At 64.5% G+C, this 20,440-nt stretch carries 17 protein-coding genes and 2 pseudogenes; 9 read left to right on the top strand and 10 right to left on the bottom strand.

Annotation, left to right across the window (positions count from 1 at the left end; all coding sequences use genetic code 11):
• Window positions 1–101 precede the first annotated feature (101 nt).
• The 3 genes from ASE63_RS10670 to ASE63_RS10660 all read left to right on the top strand — a co-directional run bounded on the left by ASE63_RS10670 (window position 102) and on the right by ASE63_RS10660 (window position 4,057).
• The gene (locus tag ASE63_RS10670; RefSeq protein ID WP_056800729.1) at window positions 102–791 is read left to right on the top strand and encodes a phosphoribosylanthranilate isomerase; all 690 of its coding nucleotides are present in this window, start codon (window positions 102–104) and stop codon (window positions 789–791) included.
• Entirely contained in the window at window positions 788–2,005 is a 1,218-nt protein-coding gene (gene trpB / locus ASE63_RS10665) for a tryptophan synthase subunit beta (protein WP_056800728.1), read from the top strand. Before ASE63_RS10670 ends, trpB begins: the two co-directional genes overlap by 4 nt.
• A 123-nt stretch (window positions 2,006–2,128) precedes the next feature.
• Window positions 2,129–4,057: a glycosyltransferase family 2 protein gene (locus ASE63_RS10660; RefSeq protein ID WP_056800726.1), complete on the top strand. Its 1,929-nt coding sequence runs from the start codon at window positions 2,129–2,131 to the stop codon at window positions 4,055–4,057.
• Here the strand turns inward: ASE63_RS10660 and ASE63_RS10655 are convergent.
• The 5 genes from ASE63_RS10655 to ASE63_RS10640 all read right to left on the bottom strand — a co-directional run bounded on the left by ASE63_RS10655 (window position 4,002) and on the right by ASE63_RS10640 (window position 8,151).
• The gene (locus ASE63_RS10655) at window positions 4,002–4,589 is read right to left on the bottom strand and encodes an SCO family protein (protein WP_056800724.1); all 588 of its coding nucleotides are present in this window, start codon (window positions 4,587–4,589) and stop codon (window positions 4,002–4,004) included. The two genes, ASE63_RS10660 and ASE63_RS10655, sit on opposite strands and share 56 nt — an antisense overlap.
• A 49-nt stretch (window positions 4,590–4,638) precedes the next feature.
• Window positions 4,639–4,815 (bottom strand): hypothetical protein, encoded by a 177-nt coding sequence (locus ASE63_RS27195; RefSeq protein ID WP_156410297.1) that lies wholly within the window; start codon window positions 4,813–4,815, stop codon window positions 4,639–4,641.
• A gap of 76 nt (window positions 4,816–4,891) precedes the next feature.
• Entirely contained in the window at window positions 4,892–5,989 is a 1,098-nt protein-coding gene (locus tag ASE63_RS10650; protein WP_056800722.1) for a twin-arginine translocation signal domain-containing protein, read from the bottom strand.
• Between the two features lie 132 nt (window positions 5,990–6,121).
• The gene (locus ASE63_RS10645) at window positions 6,122–7,018 is read right to left on the bottom strand and encodes a 2-dehydropantoate 2-reductase (protein WP_056800720.1); all 897 of its coding nucleotides are present in this window, start codon (window positions 7,016–7,018) and stop codon (window positions 6,122–6,124) included.
• Window positions 7,015–8,151 (bottom strand): alpha-hydroxy acid oxidase, encoded by a 1,137-nt coding sequence (locus ASE63_RS10640; protein ID WP_056800718.1) that lies wholly within the window; start codon window positions 8,149–8,151, stop codon window positions 7,015–7,017. Before ASE63_RS10640 ends, ASE63_RS10645 begins: the two co-directional genes overlap by 4 nt.
• 942 nt (window positions 8,152–9,093) lie before the next feature.
• On the opposite strand from ASE63_RS10640, the gene ASE63_RS10635 reads away from it, so the two are divergent.
• The 3 genes from ASE63_RS10635 to terL are packed head-to-tail and all read left to right on the top strand — an operon-like array spanning window position 9,094 to window position 12,409.
• Window positions 9,094–10,563, top strand: a complete 1,470-nt coding sequence (locus ASE63_RS10635) for a DNA methyltransferase (RefSeq protein ID WP_244491367.1) — start codon at window positions 9,094–9,096, stop codon at window positions 10,561–10,563.
• Window positions 10,564–10,578: 15 nt separating this feature from the next.
• Window positions 10,579–10,977: a DUF5681 domain-containing protein gene (locus tag ASE63_RS10630; RefSeq protein ID WP_156410296.1), complete on the top strand. Its 399-nt coding sequence runs from the start codon at window positions 10,579–10,581 to the stop codon at window positions 10,975–10,977.
• On the top strand, window positions 10,970–12,409 hold the full coding sequence (gene terL, locus ASE63_RS10625; protein ID WP_056800713.1) for a phage terminase large subunit: 1,440 nt from the start codon (window positions 10,970–10,972) through the stop codon (window positions 12,407–12,409). Before ASE63_RS10630 ends, terL begins: the two co-directional genes overlap by 8 nt.
• A 63-nt stretch (window positions 12,410–12,472) precedes the next feature.
• On the opposite strand, the gene ASE63_RS10620 is transcribed toward terL, so the two are convergent.
• The 4 genes from ASE63_RS10620 to ASE63_RS10610 all read right to left on the bottom strand — a co-directional run bounded on the left by ASE63_RS10620 (window position 12,473) and on the right by ASE63_RS10610 (window position 14,678).
• Complete coding sequence (locus tag ASE63_RS10620) at window positions 12,473–12,841, bottom strand: hypothetical protein (protein ID WP_056800711.1); 369 nt, start codon at window positions 12,839–12,841, stop codon at window positions 12,473–12,475.
• Between the two features lie 168 nt (window positions 12,842–13,009).
• Window positions 13,010–13,228, bottom strand: a complete 219-nt coding sequence (locus ASE63_RS27190; protein WP_156410295.1) for a hypothetical protein — start codon at window positions 13,226–13,228, stop codon at window positions 13,010–13,012.
• A 98-nt stretch (window positions 13,229–13,326) separates the two neighbouring features.
• A complete protein-coding gene (locus tag ASE63_RS10615; RefSeq protein ID WP_056800709.1) occupies window positions 13,327–13,959 on the bottom strand; it encodes a lambda exonuclease family protein in 633 nt (210 codons plus the stop codon).
• Window positions 13,959–14,678, bottom strand: coding sequence for an ERF family protein (locus tag ASE63_RS10610; protein WP_162261756.1), 720 nt, complete (start codon window positions 14,676–14,678; stop codon window positions 13,959–13,961). The genes ASE63_RS10615 and ASE63_RS10610 overlap by 1 nt, the downstream gene beginning before the upstream one ends.
• A 750-nt stretch (window positions 14,679–15,428) precedes the next feature.
• Between ASE63_RS10610 and ASE63_RS10605 the strand changes: the two genes are divergently transcribed.
• The 3 genes and pseudogenes from ASE63_RS10605 (at window position 15,429) to ASE63_RS10595 (ending at window position 19,277) form a co-directional block, all read left to right on the top strand.
• Window positions 15,429–16,841 (top strand): mannose-1-phosphate guanylyltransferase/mannose-6-phosphate isomerase, encoded by a 1,413-nt coding sequence (locus ASE63_RS10605; protein ID WP_056800705.1) that lies wholly within the window; start codon window positions 15,429–15,431, stop codon window positions 16,839–16,841.
• A gap of 1 nt (window position 16,842) precedes the next feature.
• Complete coding sequence (locus ASE63_RS10600) at window positions 16,843–18,330, top strand: phosphomannomutase (RefSeq protein WP_056800703.1); 1,488 nt, start codon at window positions 16,843–16,845, stop codon at window positions 18,328–18,330.
• Between the two features lie 120 nt (window positions 18,331–18,450).
• Window positions 18,451–19,277, top strand: a pseudogene (locus ASE63_RS10595) (IS5 family transposase).
• 654 nt (window positions 19,278–19,931) lie between these two features.
• Here ASE63_RS10595 and ASE63_RS10590 read toward each other — a convergent pair.
• A pseudogene (locus ASE63_RS10590) lies at window positions 19,932–20,201 on the bottom strand (transposase); the annotation flags it as partial.
• Window positions 20,202–20,440: the final 239 nt, after the last annotated feature.

Genomic DNA, 20,440 nt, shown 5'->3' with positions numbered 1-20,440 from the left:
CTGGCCCGCTGACCCGGGCCGCTACCTGATCTCACTAGCTTTGCTTCGTCCCGCATCATGTCGCAAGTGCGGCGCGGCGCGTCTTCGTGTATGGCGGGGGCATGTCACGATCCGGTCCCTCCCTGATGATCAAGATCTGCGGGCTCTCCACGCCCGAAACGGTAGCGGCCGCCTTGGACGCGGGTGCCGACATGATCGGCCTCAACTTCCATCCCAGGAGCCCGCGCTTCGTCACCCTGGAGCGGGCCACCGAGCTGGCTGCGATGGCGCGCGGCAGGACAGCGATCGTCGCGCTCCTCGTCGACCCCTCGCAGGAACAGGCCGCCGAACTGGCCGAAAGGCTGAAGCCGGACTGGCTGCAACTGCATGGGCGCGAGACGCCCGAGCAGATCCGCAGCCTCAAGGCGGCGACCGGCCTTCCCGTCATCAAGGCGCTGGGCATCGCCGCGGCGCATGATCTGGCCGCAGTCGCGGACTACTCTGAGGCCGCCGACCGCATCCTGCTCGACGCCAAGCCGCCGAAGGACGCAGCCTATCCCGGCGGCCATGGCAAGGCCTTCGACTGGAGCCTGCTGGCCGCGCTCGACCCGGCTTTGGGCTTCATGCTATCGGGCGGCCTCGATCCGGCGAATGTCGGCCAGGCGATCGCGGCAACGCGGCCCTGGGGCGTCGACGTCTCCTCCGGGGTCGAAAGCGCGCCGGGCGTCAAGGACATCGGCAAGATCAGGGATTTCGTCGCAGCGGCACGGGCCGCGGCGGCGGCAGCGACAACAGAGGCAGGCCGGACATGAACGCGCCCCAGACCCCCAACACCTACCGCAGCGGGCCGGACGAGAACGGCCGCTTCGGGCTGTTCGGCGGGCGTTTCGTCGCCGAGACGCTGATGCCGCTGATCCTCGAGCTCGAACAGGCCTATGAGGCGGCCAAGGCCGATCCGGCCTATCACGCCGAGACCGCCTACGGGCTGAAGCATTATGTCGGCCGGCCCTCGCCGCTCTATTTCGCCGAGCGCCTGACCGAGCACTTCAGCGGCGCCAAGATCTACCTGAAGCGCGAGGAGCTGAACCACACCGGCTCGCACAAGGTGAACAACGTGCTCGGCCAGATCCTGCTGGCGCGGCGGATGGGGAAAAAGCGCATCATCGCCGAAACCGGCGCCGGCCAGCACGGCGTCGCCACCGCGACGCTCTGCGCCCGCTACGGGCTGGAATGCATCGTCTATATGGGCGCGGTCGACGTCGCCCGGCAGGCGCCCAACGTCTTCCGCATGCAGATGCTCGGCGCCAAGGTCGTGCCGGTCGAATCCGGCACCAAGACGCTCAAGGATGCGATGAACGAGGCGCTGCGCGACTGGGTCACCAACGTCGCCAACACCTTCTACTGCATCGGCACGGTCGCGGGGCCGCACCCCTACCCGGCGATGGTCCGCGATTTCCAATGCGTGATCGGCAACGAGACGCGCGAGCAGATGCAGGAGCTGGAAGGTCGTTTGCCGGATTCGCTCGTCGCCTGTATCGGCGGCGGCTCGAACGCGATGGGACTGTTCCATCCCTTCCTCGACGATCCGTCGGTCGAGATCTACGGTGTCGAGGCGGCCGGGCACGGCATTCCCAGCGGGCTGCACGCGGCGTCGCTGACCGGCGGCCGCCCCGGCGTTCTGCACGGCAACCGCACCTATCTGCTGATGGACGAGGACGGCCAGATCAACGACGCGCATTCGATCTCGGCCGGGCTCGACTATCCCGGCATTGGCCCGGAGCATTCCTGGCTACACGAGACCGGCCGTGCGACCTATCTCTCTGCCACCGACGACGAGGCGCTCGAAGCCTTCCAGCTGATCTCGCGGCTGGAGGGCATCATTCCCGCGCTCGAGAGCGCCCATGCGCTCGCCCGCATCGCCGACCTCGCTCCGAAGAAGCCGAAGGATCACCTGATGGTGGTCAATCTTTCGGGACGCGGCGACAAGGACATCCCGCAGGTGGCGGAAATCCTCGCCAAGGCCTGACGGCCGGGAGGCCAGCCCTCTGGGTCCGCTGCGCCCCCTCGACTCCGCGCGCAAGATATATGACCATAGGTCAACTCGGGCGAGCGTCCCGGGAATTTGCGTTGCGTGGGGCGGGCCGGGCCAGTGGGGGGCAGCGGTAGCGACAGATCCGGATCTGGCGGCGGCGAGGCCTATGCGGGCCTGCCGATCGAGATCGCTTTCCTTGCGCACCACGACATCGCCCTCTCCGAGCTCACGAGGGTGGCGCGGCGCGCCGAGCGCCGGCGTACCGAAGTCGCCCGGGAACTCCTCGCCAGCGGGCTGATCGACGAGGAGGGTTTCTATCGCGCCTTGGCCGCAGAACTGGGCCTGCCCTTCCATGCCGGCGCGTTCGCGTTCGTGGCCGGCGGCGATTACGGCGCGATCCTCAACGGCGGCATCGCGCCGGTGACGGGCGATGCAGACCGGCGCTTTCGCTTTATGCTGGCGCCGGAGGGGCCTGCATTGCGGCGGATGCTCGAAGCCGGGCCACGGCAGCGCGACGACATCGGCGTCGTCACGCCGCGGCGCTTCGGTGCAGCACTGCGTCTCGCCAATGGTGTCGACCTGGCCATTCATGCCGCCAATCTCGACGCCGCGGGGCTCGCCCGCGACAGCGCCCGCACCGGGGCAAGCCGTGGCCAGCGCATCACGGCGGGGGGTGCGGCGGCGGCCGCTGCGGCCGGCGGGATTTTTGTGCCGCTGGAAACCTTCTTCGCGATGGCACTGCTGCTCGGCCCGCTCTTCCTCGGCCTGATCTTTCTGCGGCTCGCCGCCGTGATCGAGCAACCCGAGCCCGATCTCTGGCGCAAGCATCGCTGGCGGATCGATGACAGCCGCCTGCCGGTCTATACCGTCGCAGTGCCGCTCTATCGCGAGGAGGCGGTCCTCCACCAATTGCTGGGCGCGCTCGCGAACCTCGACTACCCCGCCGCCAAGCTCGACATCCGCCTGCTGATCGAGGCCGACGATCTTGGCCTCCAGGCCGCGCTGGCACGGGTCTCGCTGCCGGCCCATATCGCCGTCACGGTCGTGCCGCCCGGCCAACCGCGCACCAAGCCGCGAGCGCTCAACCTCGCCTTGGCCGAGGCACGCGGCTCGCTGTTCACGATCTTCGATGCGGAGGACATCCCCGATCCGCAGCAATTGCGGATGGCCGCGGCGCACTTCCTCAAGGAGCCCGAGGACCTCGTCTGCCTGCAGGCGAGGCTGGTGATCGACCACGCCGCGGAAGGCCGGCTGCCGGCGCTGTTCGCGCTCGAATATGCAGCGCTGTTCGACGTGCTCAATCCCGGCCTGCTGCAGTCCGGCTTGCCGATCATGCTGGGCGGCACCTCCAACCATTTCCGCACCGATGCCTTGCGGGCGGTCGGCGGCTGGGACGCCTGGAACGTCACCGAGGATGCCGATCTAGGCTTGCGGCTGGCGCGGGCCGGCTATCGCATGGGCGACCTGCCGTCGGACACCTACGAGGAGGCGCCTCTGACGCTGCGCGCCTGGCTGAAGCAGCGCTCGCGCTGGATCAAGGGCTACATGCAGACGCTGGTGACGCATTCACGCCATCCGGTCCGGCTGGTCCGCGAGGCCGGGCTGCCAGCGACCTTCACCTTCCTGACGCTCGGCTTCGGCACGGTGGTCAGTGCGCTGGCCTATCCCGTCTTCGCGATCGTCGCCTTCCTGGCCTGCTGCGAGGGCACGCTCTTCGCTGCTACCGGCTTCTTCAGCGTCTCCTCGACGCTGGCGGCGGTCGTATGGATATTCGGGGCGATCGCGCTGTTCCTGCCGCCCGCGGTCGGGGCACTGCGGCGTGGGCAGCCGCGCCTGCTCAGGCTGCTGCCCTGGCTGCCGCTCTATTACGGGCTCGTCTGCATCGCCGCCTGGATGGCGCTGCACGAATATCGGGCGCGCCGCTTCTCCTGGAACAAGACGACGCATGGCGTAGCCCAGCAGCGCCCGGGGCACGCCCCGGGGGCAGGCCTCACAGATGCCGAAGCCATTCCTGCGCCGCCTGGGCCGGCGGCTGCTCGATATTGAAGGCGCCGACGAAGCTGCCGTCCTTGCCCATCAGATAGACCAGCGCGGTGTGGTCCATGGTATAGTCGTCGTCCTTCAGCGGCACCTTGCGGGCATAGGCGCGATAGGCCTTGACCACGGCGTCGATCGCGGCCCTGTCACCGGTCAGGCCGACGATGCGCGGGTCGAAGGAGCCGATATAGCTCTTCATGACCTCGGCCGTGTCGCGCTCGGGATCGACCGTCACGAAGAGGGCGCGCAGCTTCTCGCCCTTCGGACCGGCGGCGCGCAGCACCTCCGAGATCTCGAACAGCTTGGTCGGACAGATGTCCGGGCAATGGGTGAAGCCGAAGAAGACGAGGAAGGGCGCACCGCGAAGGTCCTTGTCGGTCAGCGGCTTGCCGTCCTGCGTGGTCAGCGTGAACGGTCCGCCGACGCTTGCCGTGCCGGACTGCCCCTGGCGGGCCGGCGCAAAGGTCAGGATCGCTGCCGCGGCGAGCGCGAGCGCGCCGATGAGGAAGACGAGGACGGGCAGGATGAGGCGGCGGTTCACGGGAGGAGTCCTGGTTGCGGCTCGCGCGGGGACAGGCCGGCTGGCATGTTCAGAAGCAAGCGACGATGGCGGCGATCAGGCCGTCGGTGAAGAGACGGTCGCCCTCGCGCCACCAGAGCAGCAGGCCGGTCAGCAGCAGCAGGGAGGCGCCACCAGCGAGCAAGGCAATGCCCAGGCGCGATGGCGCCGGAGCCTCGAAATCGCGATGATCCGGCGCTTCCGTCATGGACCCATGATAGCGCGCCGGCACCGCAGCCGAAAGCGGCCTCCGCGCCGCAGGCCGTGGCCTGGAGGAGCGTCGATCAGCCGTCAGCCCAACGCTGTTGGAGCGCAGTGACCGACATGTAGTCGTAGGAAAGATCCGAGATCGCCCAGTAGCGCAGGCTGTCCTGCTGGAAGGCCCAGAGGTGGTCGTAGATCTTCTTGAAGCTGGGATTGGCGGCCGACATCTCGGCATAGAGGTCCTTGGTGACCTTGTAGCTGGTCTTGAGGATGTCGTTGGGCAAGGGTCGAAGCTGGGCGCCGCCGGCGACGAGCCGCTTCAGGGACGCCGGATTCAGGACGTCGTATTTCGCCTGCATGTCGTGCCCCGCCGCCATGGCGCAGGTCTTCAGCGCGTGCTGGTAGACCTTCGGCAGGCTCTGCCATTTCTCCAGATTGATGAAGAAGCTGAGTTCGGCGCTGCCATCCCAGAAGCCGGGATAATAGTAATATGGAGCGACCTTGGCGAAGCCGAGCTTCTCGTCGTCATAGGGCCCGACGAACTCCACAGCATCGAGGACGCCGCGCTCCAGCGCCGGGTAGATGTCGCCGGCTCCAAGCTGCTGCGGCACCACGCCCATCTTCTGCAGGACGTTGCCGCCGAGGCCGCCGATCCGCATCTTGAGGCCCTGCAGATCCGCTGCCGATTTCAGCTCCTTACGGAACCAGCCGCCCATCTGCGCGCCGGTATTGCCGGCCGGCAGGTTGTAGATGTTGAACTTGGCATAGAACTCGTTGAGCAGCTCCAGCCCGCCGGCATGAAACAGCCAGGCCTGCATCTGCCGGCTGTTCGGCCCCCAGGGAACGATCGTTCCAAAGGCGAAGGCCGTGTCCTTGCCGGTGTAGAAATACGAGCCGGAATGACCCATCTCGACGGTCCCGGTGGTGACCGCATCCGCAACCTGGAGAGCCGGCACGATCTCGCCGGTGGCGAAGACCTGGATCTTGAACTTGCCGTCCGTCACCGCCGAGACGGCATCCGACAGATAGCTGCAGGCGCCATAAAGCGTATCGAGCGACTTCGGATAGCTCGAAGCCAGGCGCCAGGTGATGGACGGCGTGCTCTGGGCGATCGCCGGGGAGGCGATGCCGGCTGCCGCGCCGACGCCGGCGCCCTTGAGGAATGCTCTGCGCTTCATGAAATCGTTTCCTGCCCGTTTCTTGGTTACCGTGGTCGGCTTGCGGACAGGATGGCACGTGGTGTTCGGGCAGGACAAGGAACACGGGGCCGCATAAGCGGACCGGGCAGCAGGCGGGAACTCCGCCTTTCCTCAGCGCCGGCTGCTCTCCTCCATCAGCTTGACGACCGTCGTCAGCAGGCGGTTGGCGGGCGTGGCGATGCCGAGCTTCGCGCCTGCCCTCACGACATAGCCGTTGAGATGATCGATCTCGGTACGCTTGCCGCGCGCAAGATCCTGAGCGGTCGAGGAGGACTGATCCGGCATCGCCGAGGCCAGGGCCATGACCTTCTCCAGGATGCCTTCGTCGACGCGGACCGCGCTGGCCTTCGCGACGGCGAGGCATTCGGCCACAATATCTCTCATGCAGGCCTCGACGCCCTCCACCGCGACCATCCGGCCATAGGGCAGCTGTGGGATCGCCGAAAACGCGTTGTAGGCGCAGTTGACGATCAGCTTGTTCCAGAGCGTGCCGACGACATTGTCGGAAATCTCGGCTGCGATCCCGGCCTGTGCGAAGAGCTCAACGAGCGCCGGGCTCGCCGGGCTGGCGCCCAAAACCAGCTCGCCGCGGCCGTGATGCCTGACATGGCCCGGCTGCGACATCTCGGCCGCGACATAGACCGCCGTCGCGATCACCGGACGCCCGAGGATCTCCTGCAGGCGTTCGGCGTTGTCGACGCCGTTCTGAAGGCTCAGGATCGCGGCTCCCGATGCGAGATGCGGCGCGATGGCCGCGCCGGCCGCCGCGGTATCGCCGGACTTCACGCAGAACAGCACGAGGTCGGCTCCCGCCACGCCCGAAGGATCGGGCGTCGCCGTCGCCGGCAGGGTTTCGGTGAAATCCTTCGTCTCGAGGACCAGGCCACGGGCCGCGATTGCCTGCACATGCGGCGGCCGCGCAACGAGCGTGACCTGATGACCGGCGCGCGCCAGCATGGCACCGTAATAGCAGCCGACTGCACCGGCTCCCATGACTGCGATCTTCATCGGTTTGCTCCCAGACTCGGCTGCGGCCACAGGAAATCCTGGCCAAGCTCGGCAGGATCGGAGCAGCCGAGATGGATCATGGTGTTGACCAGCTCGGCCTTCAGCATGTCGATGATCGCCGTTGGCCCCTGCGACAGGCCGAGGGCGGCAACCGCAAACAGGAACGACCGGCCCAGCAGCACGAAATCGGCTCCGCTGGCGAGGCTGCGCGCGATGTCGTCGCCTGTGCGCACGCCGCTGTCGAGCAGGAGCGTCAGGCTATCGCCGCAGGCCTCACGGATGACGGGCAGGACCTCGATCGGAGCGGGCGCCGCATCGAGCTGGCGGCCGCCATGATTGGAGACGACGATGCCGTCAGCGCCGATCCGGGCTGCGGCCAGGGCGTCGCTCGGATTGAGGATGCCCTTGATCACCAGATGATGCGGCCACGCCTTGCGGATGCGCTCGATCCGACCCCAGTCCAGCGCCGGGCAGGAGAGCTGCCGGGAGACGAACTCGGCATGGGCCAGGCCGCTCATCGAGCCCTTGTCGCCGATGAAATTCGCCATGCCCGGCCGCCCGCCCAAAGCCGCCCGCAGAAGCCAGGCGGGATGCCGGCTGACATCGAGGATCGTGCGCAGCGAAGGCCGCAAGGGGATGGCGAGACCGTTGCTCAGATCGCGAACGCGCTTGGCCGGAACGGGGATGTCGATGGTCACCACCAGCGTGGTGACGCCGGCCTTGAGCGCGCGCTCGATCAGGCCGGCGGCGATGGCTTCATCGGCTCCCGGGTAGAGCTGGAACCAGAGATTGTCCTGCGCAATGGGCTGGATCGTCTCGATCGATGTCGTCGCCGCCGTGGAGAGGACATAGGGAATGTTCTGCGCCTTGGCTGTGCGAGCCAGGGCGCAGTCGGTTCCGGGGCGAACCAGATCGGCAAATCCCATCGGGGCGACGCCGAAGGGCGCCGCATAGCGGCGGCCGAAGATCGTCACCTCGGCACTCGCCGCCGCGCAGTCGCGCAGCGCCTGCGGCATCAGCGCGATCTGCTCGAAGCGGGACCGATTGCGCGCGATCGCGATCTCGGCCCCCGCCCCTCCCTCGATGAAGTCGAAGATCGCCCGCGGCAGCCGCCTGCGGGCGGCGCCGGCCATTTGTGCGGTCGTAAAGATGCGTCCGGTCGCCAAGAATCCCGATCCTCCCTCGATGGCCTGTTCGTGCGGCCTTGAAGGCGTCATGCCTACAAGCTGCTCACCGGCAAGGCCAGAAACAGCGGTAACTGTCGACCGGCGCCTGTCGCGCGACAGGGCGGGCCGCTCATTGTTCTGGCCTATATCGCGCGCGGCCCGAGCCTGCGCTGCATCATCGTAGCGCCGGCGGATCGGGCACAACATGCCGTCTGCATCCCGGCAATGAATGATACGGCAGAGAGGGGAGCCTGCCGGTGCGGTGCGACCTCAAGCAAGTCGGGTGACAATAGGACTTACCGGAGTAGGCACCCGGATTGGCAAAGTAGATGATTTCCAACCCACGCTTGATGGGGGGCGTTCCGCAGGATGAAGCGCTGGCGGTTCACAGGTGAGCTGCCAGGATAGCGGCCTCCGACGCGGAAGCTCCTCAATCCCTGGTATCAGGGATTGATCAGGGAATGATCAGCGGAATTCCCCAATCCGCCCATGGCGGACGCGCTGCCGTGGGCCAAACATTCTGTGCGTTTGCACATAGTTAAACCAAGGCGCGGCTGTTCAGGCTGCATTAACTCTGTTGCGTTGAGCAGGGAAGGAATTTTGCATTGGCAGGGAATTTCGACCTTGGAAACAGGGATCGATGAGCCTGGCAGCGAAACATCCAGCAAGGGCTTGTGCTCGGGCAAGAACGCGGCAGCTGACAAAAACAGCGTCCGTTTACGACCTTGATTCTCGCATTGCAATCTTCGCGCGCATCTTCTAAATGTAGATTGTTCGCGATTCGTCGCGAACTTCAGCCCCCAACCCTGATCGGGTCGAGGCATCTAACGAGGCATTTCACATCAGTGAGCAGCCCTCGTTGCTCCCCCAACCTACGGCGTACCGCGCTGTGGGAGAGGAGTAACGCGGGTGCTCGTTGATCCGATCGATTTCCAGATGGAGTCGATCATGACCTCGAATGCTACTTCCACCATCCCGGCTCAAGTGCGTCACCGCTGCCGACCTCCCGCCTCGACGGTTGTTCAGCGCTCGGCCGCCCAGTTGACGAGCGCTGTGGCGTGCTTCGCAGCAAAAATCGTTGAGCGGCCGCTCGGCGAGCTGACGCCTTCGCCGCGCAACGCTCGCACGCATTCCAAAAAGCAGATTCATCAGATCGCTGGGAGCATCAGCGCGTTCGGCTTTGTGACACCTGTCCTGGTCGACAGGGACAGCGTCATTGTGGCCGGCCACGGGCGATTTGAAGCCGCCAAGCTCCTGGGCTTGTCGGCGGTTCCGACGATTTCCCTGGACCACCTCGACGCCAATCAGGTTCGGGCTTTCGCGTTGGCTGATAACCGCCTGGCCGAGCTCGCGGGCTGGGATCAGGATATCCTCCGGATCGAGCTGGGTGCGCTGATCGAGATCGATTTCCTGGTCGATCTGACCGGGTTCGAGACGCCCCAGATCGACCTGATCCTGAGCGCGGATGAGGCGCTGGCTCCGAAGGCCGATCCGGCTGATGCGGTCGGGCCGACCGGTGCGGAAGCGGTGACGCAGCGTGGTGATCTCTGGCTGCTCGGCGACCACCGGATCCTCTGCGGCGATGCCCGCGAACGCGCCGACTATGAGAGGCTGATGGGCGGCGAGTTCGCCCAGATGAGCTTCACGGATCCGCCCTACAATGTTCGGATCGATGGCCATGTCAGCGGGCTCGGCAAGATCAAGCACCGCCCGTTCCCGATGGCCTCGGGCGAGATGAGCAAGCCCGAGTACGGGGGGTTCCTGACGGGCGTCTGCGGTGAAATTGCCGCCGCTTCCCAGGACGGAGCTCTGATCTTCACCTGCATCGACGGCCCGCATCTCCACGAGATGCTCAACGCCGGATACGCCGCTTTCGACGAGCTGAAGGCGGTGATCACCTGGGCCAAGACCAATGCAGGGATGGGCTCGCTCTATCGGTCGCAGACCGAGCTGATCCCGCTCTGGAAGAAGGGTAAGGTGCCGCACATCAACAACATCGAGCTCGGCCGCCACGGCCGGTACCGCACCACGCTTTGGAGCTATGCCGGTGCCAATGGCTTTGGCCGGGGACGGATGGAGGACCTGGCCGCTCACCCGACGGTCAAGCCCTGCACCATGGTCATGGATGCGATCAAGGATGGTTCGAAGCTGAAAGGTATCGTGCTCGATCCGTTCGGCGGTTCCGGCACGACGCTGATCGCGGCGGCCAAAACCAAGCGGCGGGGCTATTTGATGGAGCTCGACCCGCTTTATGTCGATGTGGCGATCCGGCGCTGGGAGAAGCTGTTCAAGCGCGAGGCGCGCCACGCCGAGACGGGACAGAGTTTTGCAGAGATGGCGATGCAGCGTGGGCACAGCTCGCCGGCGGTCGGGCAGTGATGGTGGGAGGCGAATATGTCTCGCAACAACGATCAGCCCCCTGTCGGGTACAAGAACCCGCCGCAGCACAGCCGTTTTCAGAAAGGCCGAAGCGGCAATCCCTCTGGTCGCCGTAAGGTCAAGCCACAACTCAATTTGGCCGATGAGTTCGCCAAGCTGATGTCCGAACCGATCCAGATGATGAAGAAGGGCAAACTGCGGACAGTTTCGGTCCTCGAAGCCTTCCTGCAGAAGACGACCGAGGCCGCACTCAAGGGCGATGCAGCGGCGCGAAAGGATGTCATCAAGTTGCTCGGCTTGATGACGTCCGTTTCCGAGGCAGCCACGCCGGAGATCACAAGCGAGGAGGAGGCACAGCTGATCGCGCGCTTCCTCGCGCGCGAACGCAGGTCCGGTGGAGGCTGGGATGCGTGACCGGCTGCTGCTTAATGCGATCCTGCGTCAGGATCTGTCGAGCTTCATTGCGCGCAGCTTCATGACACTGGATCCGGGAACGCCCTATCTGCCGAACTGGCATATCGATGCGATTGCCTATCAGTTGATGCGGGTCTGGCGCGGCGAGTGCAAGCGGCTCATCATCAATGTGCCGCCACGCTCGGCCAAGTCGATCTGTGTCACGATCGCATATACCGCCTGGGTGATGGGCCATGATCCGCGCAAGCGGATCATGGCGGTCAGCTATGCTAACGAGCTCTCGCTCAAGCACGCTGCGGATTTCCGCAGCGTGGTGATCAGCCCCTGGTTCCGGCGGCTCTTTCCCGGCTTCAAAATCAAGACCAGCCGCAAGAACGAAATCGAGACCAGCGAACGTGGTTCGCGCTTTGCCGGTTCGGTCGGGGGCGCTGTGCTCGGGCGCGGCGCCGATCTCATCGTCATCGATGATCCCATCAACGGACTCGACGCGGTCCTCTCGGCGGCTGAGCGCCGCCGCGTGACCGAGTTTTATGATGCGACGCTGTATTCGCGCCTGAACGACCGGATCAACGGCGCCATCATCATCGTGATGCAGCGGCTTCACCAGGACGACCTCGTCGGTCACGTCCTGGAGAAGGAAGAGTGGGAGGTCCTGTCGATCCCCGCGATCGCCATGGAGGATATGAGCTATCGCATCGGGGAGGGACAGGACGGGGTCTATCGTCGCAGGGCAGGCGAGATCCTGCATCCGGGGCGCGAATCCATCGCCTGGTTAGAGGCGACCAAACGAAATTTAGGGACCCTGAACTTCTCAGCCCAGTACCAGCAGAACCCGCTGCCGGCGGAAGGCAATGCGATCAAGCGTGACTGGATCCGTTCTTACGAGCACCGGCCCGAAGGGTTCGAGATGGTGATCGCATCCTGGGATACCGCCTCGACGCTGGCGGAGACCTCGGATTGGTCGGTCGGCACCGTCTGGGGCGCGCGAGGCCAGCAATACTATCTGTTGGACGTGGTGCGCGGACGTTGGGAGAGCCCAGAGCTCAGGCGCAAGATGATCGCGGTTGCCGAGGAGCATGAGGTCGATGCGACGCTGATCGAGGATACCGAGCTCGGCCGGGCGCTGTCGCAGGACCTGCGCCGGACCCATCAGCTCTATCCGCTGCTGCAGCGCGCACGGTTCGACAAGACGGCGCGGTTGCTGGCACAGGCGGCGCGGTTCGAGGCCGGGCAGGTGTTCTTGCCGCAAGAGGCCGAATGGCTTGCCGATTACCTTTCCGAGCTGCTGGCCTTTCCGACGGGACGCCATGATGACCAGGTCGATGCCACCAGCCAGGCGCTGAAGTATCTGACTGCCCGCACGCCGGTGGTTCCCGTTAGGCCACAGAAGATCGTACGGCCGCAGTCGCGGTTTCGGGGGGCCGGCGCGTAGCCGGCCCGGACGAGGTGCCTGGAGGTGGACGATGAGCATCGATCCTGTCGTCCAGCGGGGCGTTCAACTGGGCACCGTCACCATCGTCACCGAATAGCCGCGCTGCGCCATGCAGCCGACCATGATCTGCCTCAGCGCATTGGTGCGTTGACCTTCCAGCATGCCCGCTTCCATCGCGTCCGCCAGACTGTGTCCCATATAGATCGGCGCGGCCATGGCTTGCGCCTTGGCGACTTCACCCTTGCAGATCGCATCGTCCTGCTGGAACTGGGCCGCAGCCGCCTGATCGGTGCGGCCATCGAAGCGGTTGAAGTTCATCACGGACCGCGTCGTGCAGGCGGGGATCGCCACGCTCAACAGAACCGCGCCAACAACGTGCCGCCACCGCTGAGCGAAGGCTTTGTAAGGCATGGCGGGATAGAAGGTCGTCATCGTGATGGGTTCCTGAAGAATGGGGGTCACAGATCGTCGCGGCGCCAGGCCGCTGGCTTGCTAAGTGGCCGGGAGGCGGAGCGCTGGGGTTCTGACAGGACAAAGCTTGGCCCCGTCAGCCGCGGCTTGGAGCGGATGCCCAAATGCTTCGCTTCCCGCCGCTTGGCCTCAGCGATGTCGGCGAGGTCGGTGGCCGTCTTGCCGCCGGGCCGGCGGTGACAACAGTCGCGCCCGAGGACGCGGCCGTCCGAGATGTCGAGCTCCGCGCTCTTCGAGGATCAGGGCTTCCGGGATGATGTGATCGAACTCGAGCGCCTTGCCGGTGATATTGAGCCCGCAGCCTTCGCAGAGGATCCGACCTGCTCCGGTCATGGCACGCTTGATCATCGCAACCTTCTGAGCACGCGAGAGCTCGCGCCGTGTGGCGGAGCGCTTCGGGTCCAGACCCGCTCCGCATGGATGGATCGGTCCCGAGCGGATCGGCATCATGCCGCCTTGGCCAGGCCATAGAATTTGACCCTGTCGACGATTAGATCGAGTTCGGCGTTGAAGGTGTCGACCGCCTCAGCCAGCTCGCGGATATAGCTCTCGTCCCGGTGGGCGCGGGTGATGAAGATCGGCAGGCCAGGCCAATAGACCGCGATGTCGATCCATTCGCGTCCCGCGATCCAGAGTTGCGCCTGGCATTGCGCCTTATGCTCAGGCGGGAACTCGCCGCGCAGGATGGTCTCGATCATTAGATGCGGCAGCTTGGTCTTGATCTCAAGCAAGCCGTCGTGGCCGATCAGCGCATCGGGGGAGGCGCCGGCACGCCCGCGGCGCAGGAAGCCGACACGCTCACAAACCGCCCCGGTGACGAAAGCGTAGACGCTGCGGGCTTCATCCTCCATCAGCTTGCCGCGTTCCATGTGGAAGGTGCTGATCGTGTCCATCGGCTCGCCGGTGAGGCGTTCGCCGGCGAGCTTGTAGAGATAGCTGAGGCGGGTCCTGCTCTCGGCGCCGCCGCGTCCTTTAGTCAGGATCGTGGCGAACTCGGAGGCCGTCGCGATACCGAGGCGGCTTTGGATCCATTCGGGCGAGCCTTGCTCGCAAGCGATGATCTCGAGCTGGTTGCTCATCAGTTGCTCCTCCTGGAGTTGAGCATGGTGAGCGCCTGCCGAAACCGCGCTGCCGGCAGGTCGGTGACGCCCTTGATCTGAAAGAACTGCAGCAGGGCATTCTTGTCGGCGCCGATTTCCTCGATCAGGTCGAGCAGTTCGCGCGCCTGCTGGCGTGAGATCAGCGCGGATGAGCCTGCGGCCTGACCATCATCGTCATCGGAGGCGGCAAGACCCAGGGCCGCCTTCAACGTCATCCGCTGCAGGTAGGTCAGGGCCGAGCCAATCGCCTGGATGCTATTCTTCTCGCCGCTCTCATCGGGGCTCGCTGAAAGGCTGTTCTCTTCGCTATGGCCGTCGCGATGCGAGATCACGCAGACCACCGTGACGAGGGCGCCTGTGGTTTGCGAACGGAAGCGATAGGACAGCCCGTTCCGGGCCAGTATCGGTGTGATCGTGCGGACGATCTCGGCCAGATCCTCATGGCGATAGGGCTGTCGGCCCACCATCGCCTGGCGGTTTTTGACAATCACCGGGATCTTGGCCTTGGCTGCAGCGAGCGCCTTCTCGAAGGCTTTGCGCGCCTCAAGAGCTTGCGAGCGTTCGTGGAAGCCGATCAGGCGCTCCAGCATCTCGCCATCGGCGCCGCGGGCCAATGCGGCGCTTAACAAGCTCAGTGCCGGTGGCGGGATGGGCGAGGGCGCCTCAATCAGGCGGTTGCTGCGGGCTAATCGCGTCATTGGTCTCTCCATGTCAGGCCAAAGGTGGAAAACAGGCGCGCATCGTCGATCTCGCTCCGGGCTGATCCGGGCGAGGGGGAAATCAGTTTGTGCGTGTCAAAACGAGCGGCTAAGCGGGTGGTTTTGGCTGCTTAGCCAAGGCGAAAGGGGGCTGTTAGAGCCTAAAAATGGGCAGTGGGATCACCGGTTGCAAAGGCTGAGGTGGCGGACAGGGAGGAAATGCTGAAGGTATCGAGTTTGAGTGCAGTTCTAAGGTGCATCATTTTATTGCGGTGCCGTAACCTGGTGCGGGTCGAGTAGTGAGTTCTGAATGTATACTTTGAAGGTGAATTTTTGAACACTGAGCGAAATCTGATCCCATCGATGCAGTTGTTCTTGGGAATTTATACATACATATTCTTCAATAGGTAGACGATTAGCTCCGTAATGCAGTGCAGACAAGTCCGTTTCGCGAAAAATCGAGATCGTAATCTCGCTTGGAGGGTGGGCATATGTCTGCAGTCGGTCGCGGCAGAACGCAGCGGCAAAGACGCGACGACAACATGGTAAGGCGCGCTGGAACAACACGAGCCGCGGCACCGGAGCCGAACCCGTGACACTCAGTTTTGGGCCGTGGCAAGGGCTTGGACCGGTCATCCCGGCTTCTTGCAACGAAAAGGGCTTGCCACGCCGTTGAAGCCGCTTCGCCCCGGCCGTTGCTTTCAACAGCATCGTTAGCCTAAGAACCCTGAGGCTAGGAGCCGTTGACCGATGTCATCCAAGATCATCCCTGTCGTGATGTGCGGCGGTGCGGGTACGCGGCTGTGGCCGGTGTCGCGCGACACGATGCCCAAGCAGTTCATCCCGTTGCTGAGGCAGGAGTCGACCTTCCAGCGCACGATCCGACTGTTGTCGGATGCATCCGTTTTCGGCCATGCCATTGTCGTCACCAACGCCGAATATCGCTTCACCGTGCTGGACCAGCTGCAGGCGATCGGGATCGCGGCGGAGATCGTGCTCGAACCCACGCGTCGCGATTCCGCGGCTGCGGTCGCCACGGCGACGGAGCTGGCCCTTGCACGCGACGATGGCGCGATCGTCGGCGTCTTCGCCGCCGATCAAGTGGTCCAGGACGGCGCGCTTTTCGTCGAGACGTGCCGACAGGCAGGCGTGGTCGCGGCGCAGGGGCGCATCGTCACCATCGGCATTCCGCCGACCAATCCGGCCACGGGCTATGGCTATATCCGTCCGGGCATGGACCTTGGCGACGGAGCGCGGCAGGTCGCTGCCTTCGTCGAGAAGCCGGACGCGGTGCGCGCCGCCCAATATCTGCTCGATGGCTATCTCTGGAATTCCGGCAATTTCATCTTCGACGCCGCGACGATGCGCGCCGAGCTCGAAGCGTTCGAGCCCGGGATCGTCGCGCCCGTGGCGGAGGCCGTTGCGAAGGCCAAGCGGGACCTCGACTTCCTGCTTCTCGATGCTGAGTCATTCGCCACGGCGAAGAAGATCTCCATCGACTATGCCGTGATGGAACGGACGCAGAAAGCGGCCGTCGTCGCCGGCCACTTCGGCTGGTCCGATGTCGGAGGCTGGGCCGCCGTCTGGGATCTGTCGGACAAGAAGGAGAACGGCAACGCCATCGACGGGCGCGGCTATGTGCTCGATGGCTCCAACAATCTCATCCGCTCGGAGGAAGCACTCGTGGCCGTGATCGGCCTCGACGATATCGCCGTGATCTCGACGCGCGACGCCGTGCTGGTGACGCCCAAGTCCAAGGCCGACAAGGTCAAGGACATGGTCGCGCTCATCACCGCCAAAGGCGAATCGGAAGCCGGAGCCCACCGCGAGGTCCAGCGACCCTGGGGCAGATACCTGTCGATCGATCTTGGCATACGCCATCAGGTCAAGCGTATCACGGTCAAGCCCGGCGGCGTTCTCTCCCTCCAAAAGCATTTTCATCGCGCCGAGCACTGGGTCGTGGTCCGCGGTACCGCCGAGGTGACGCGCAACGAGGAAACCATCGTCGTGCACGAGAACGAGTCGATCTATCTCCCGATCGGATGTGTCCACCGCATGGCCAATCCCGGCAGGATTCCGCTCGAAATCATCGAGGTTCAGGTCGGCTCCTATCTGGGGGAGGACGACATCATCCGCATCGAAGACATTTACAGGCGGTCATGAGATGACAAGTCTCAAATTTGGAACCTCTGGCCTGCGCGGGCTCGTGACCGATCTGGTCGGGCTGCCGGTGTACAGTCATGCTCGCGCCTTCTGCGCGATGATCGATGAAGATGGCGCAGCCGGACCCGGCGGCGAGGTGCTGATTGGGCAGGATCTGCGCTCGTCGAGCCCCCTGATCGCTGCACAATGTGCCCGCGCCATCGCCGATGCCGGGCTCGTCCCGGTGGATTGCGGCGACGTGCCGACGCCAGCCTTGGCCCTGGCCGCCGTGCAGGTGACCGCGCCGGCCATCATGGTTACGGGCAGCCACATCCCGGACGACCGCAACGGGCTGAAATTCTATCGCAGCCAGGGTGAGATCGACAAAGCCGACGAGGCGCGCATCCTTGCCTGGCATGAGAACCTCGCTCTGTCCGCCCTCCCCACCGAACCGGCCCCGGCGCGCGTATATGATGCACTGGTGGCGTATCGGGCGCGCTATCTCGACTTCTTCGGCCCCGATGCGCTGCGCGGCCTGACGGTCGGCGTTTACCAGCATTCCTCGGTCGGGCGCGACGTGATCTGCGACCTGCTGGCCGCGCTCGGTGCCCAGCCTGTCGCGCTCGGGCGTGCCGAACGCTTCATTCCGGTCGACACCGAGGCGCTGCGCCCGGAGGACGCGACGCTTGCAAGAGATTGGGCCAGCAGCCAGCCGCTGGACGCCATCGTTTCGACCGATGGCGACGCCGACCGACCGCTGGTCGCGGACGAGTCGGGCCTGTTCCTGCGCGGCGATCTCGTCGGCGCGCTGACGGCAGCCTTCCTGGGCGCAGACGCGATCGTGACCCCCGTGACCTCGAACTCGGCGCTGGAACGTCCTGGGTTGTTCCGGCAGGTCGTGCGCACCAGGGTCGGTTCTCCCTATGTCATTGCCGGCATGGCGGCGGCGAGGGCTGAGGGTGCACGGCTCGTCGTCGGCTTCGAGGCCAATGGCGGCGTGCTGCTCGGCTCGGATGTCAATCGGGAAGGGCGCAAGCTCGCTGCCCTGCCGACGCGCGACGCGATGCTGCCGATCCTGGCCACACTGACATCCGCGGTGCGCGCAAAAAAGCCGCTCAGCCAACTCGCTGCCGAGCAGAAATTCGCCGTCGCTCTGTCGAACCGTTTGCAGGAGGTGCCGCAGGAGAAGACCGCGGCGCTGATCGCAAGGCTCGACGCCGGAGACTCGGCCTATCGCGATGCAGTCTTCGCCGCACGTGGTGGAGTCGCTGCTCGCGACAGACGCGATGGGCTGCGTCTCACGCTCGGCGACGGCACGACGGTATATTTCCGCGCATCGGGCAACGCGCCGGAATTACGTGTTTACGTTGAAGCGGTGGAGCGGAGTGACGCCGAAGCGCTTCTTATTGATGGACTCAATATCGCTCAGACAGCACTTGCTGAATATGATCAGTCCTTGTCTGGGGAAAATGAAATCGTGACACAGCAATCGACGAATTGCATGAAATGAAAGGACGATCCGGTCAAGTGCTACACAATCTCGTTCATTCCAACATTGGCTTGTCAGAGCCTGTTTGGAAATTCGAGTTTTGGGATTCCTCGGATCGACTGGCTGTGATCCAAGCTGTGGATGTGGACGGCAGAGCATCGCAGGCGGATGGCCGAGATCGCCCGAAAGACGAAGCGTTATCCGTCTAACCTGACGGACGAGGAATGGGATCGGCTGGCGCCGCTGATGCCGAAGCCCGGACGGCGTGGCCGTCCGCCGGAGGTCGAGCTCCGCGAGGTGATCAACGCTGTACGCTATCTGGTTCGTTCGGGCTGTGGCTGGCGGATGCTGCCGGTTCATTTCGGGCATTGGCGCACGGTCTATGTCTGGTTCCGGGAGCTTGCGCGGCGCTTCCTGTTCCAGACGATCCACGACATCGAACTGATGCTGGATCGCGAGCGGGCCGGCCGTGAGGCGAGCCCGACAGCCGCGGCCATCGACAGCCAGTAGATCAAGGCTCCGCACGCCGCGACAAGGGGTTACGACGCGAACAAGAGGATCCGTCGGGCGCAAGCGCCATATCGCGGTCGACACCGATGGGCGCCTGCTGATGGTCAATCTGAGGCCCGCCGACATCTCCGACAGGGCCGGCGCACTGACCATCCTCGACGCGATCCGCAACCGCTGGCCCTCTGGGTGAAATATCTCGTCGCCGATGCCGCTACGACCGTCTCAAGCTGATGGACAAGGCCGCATGGCTCGACTTCGTCGTCGAGATCATCCGTCGCCGTGACGGCGCCAAAGACTTCGAGGTCCTGCCCCGGCGCTGGGTCGTCGAGCGAACCTTCGGGTGGATGATCCGCTGGCGCCGCCTCGTGCGAGACTACGAGCGGCGCATCGACGTCTCAAAAACCATGATCCTCGTCGCGATGGGCGCAAACCTCATGCGAAGAAACGCCCATCCATGAATTTCCAAACAGGCTTTAAGAGCGGGGCAAAATGGCTGATTCTCTGGCTCCCGGTTCAGGGTCGCCGATAGATTTCTATGATTGACTGCTGTGACGGTCTGCGCAAAGCGATCGACCCGATCTTGGTTGTGCAAGCGGCATAAAGCACCTCTTATCAAGGAGCATTCGCCGATACCCGCCAACACCCTCGTTGAATTGGTCCACCTGAAGCAGGTCTTTTGGCGGCAGGAGGACCGCAATGCCGAAGAAGCGTCATAAACCCGAAGAGATCGTCGCGAAGCTGCGTCAGGCCGATGTACTGGTTTCGCAGGGCTAATCCGTCACGCCGACGCCATCTGATGCGCCCCACCGAGAGGTCGGAGCCGATTGATAGTGAAAGATCGGCCTCGGCGCCAGCGCGGGCGGCGGGGCCGGCTTGGATTGCGCAGCCGCCCGCGCGGTAAGAGCGGGCACGAAGGACTCCAGCGCTGGTGGCCATGTAGCCGAGCGAACCATGAGGCGCAGGAGCTGAAGTGCCGCCGCCAGCTTTCGACGACGTTTTTCGCTTCAGCGAGTGACCTCGGAGAGAAGCAAGAGCTCCGCAGACCGTTCACGCGCCGATCCAGGATGCGCACGCAAGGGAGTTAACCTATGATCCCGACTAGAGAACCAGTTTCCCGACGCGGCTTCCTTCGGGATGAGCTTATCGAGTGTCAGGTCGGCGACAGCGCGGCACAACCGGGCATTCTCGGCCTCGAGCTCCGTCATCCGCTTCACCTGATCCGTCTTCAGGCCGCCAAACTCACAGCGCCAGCGATAGTAACTAACTTCCGTCACACCGACCGAGCGGATCGCGTCCGCCACGGGCTGGCCCTGCGAGATCAGTACATCGACCTGCCGCAGCTTCGCGACGACCTCTTCGGGCTTATGACGCTTCTTCGGCATTCTGGTCCTTCTGTTTGCCTCAAGACATACTTGAAGGTGGACCAATTCAGTGGGGGGATCATACCTGCTAGGCGAGCTTATCACATCGCGGGCTATCAGGCCCATGGCCTGCCCCCATCAGGTGGCCCAGTTTTAATCTAATGCATGGTGGGCTTGGCGGCCACGGTTGAGATGGCCCGTGAAGTGGGTTGGGTTTGTGCAGCCGGCCAGAGCACGGCGGGCGGTGCTGGCGGCTTGTA

Source organism: Allobosea sp. Root381, from assembly GCF_001429395.1.
Lineage (GTDB): Bacteria > Pseudomonadota > Alphaproteobacteria > Rhizobiales > Beijerinckiaceae > Allobosea.
The sequence above is the reverse complement of the archived record's forward strand: the minus strand, read 5'-3'. Positions and strand labels throughout refer to the sequence as shown.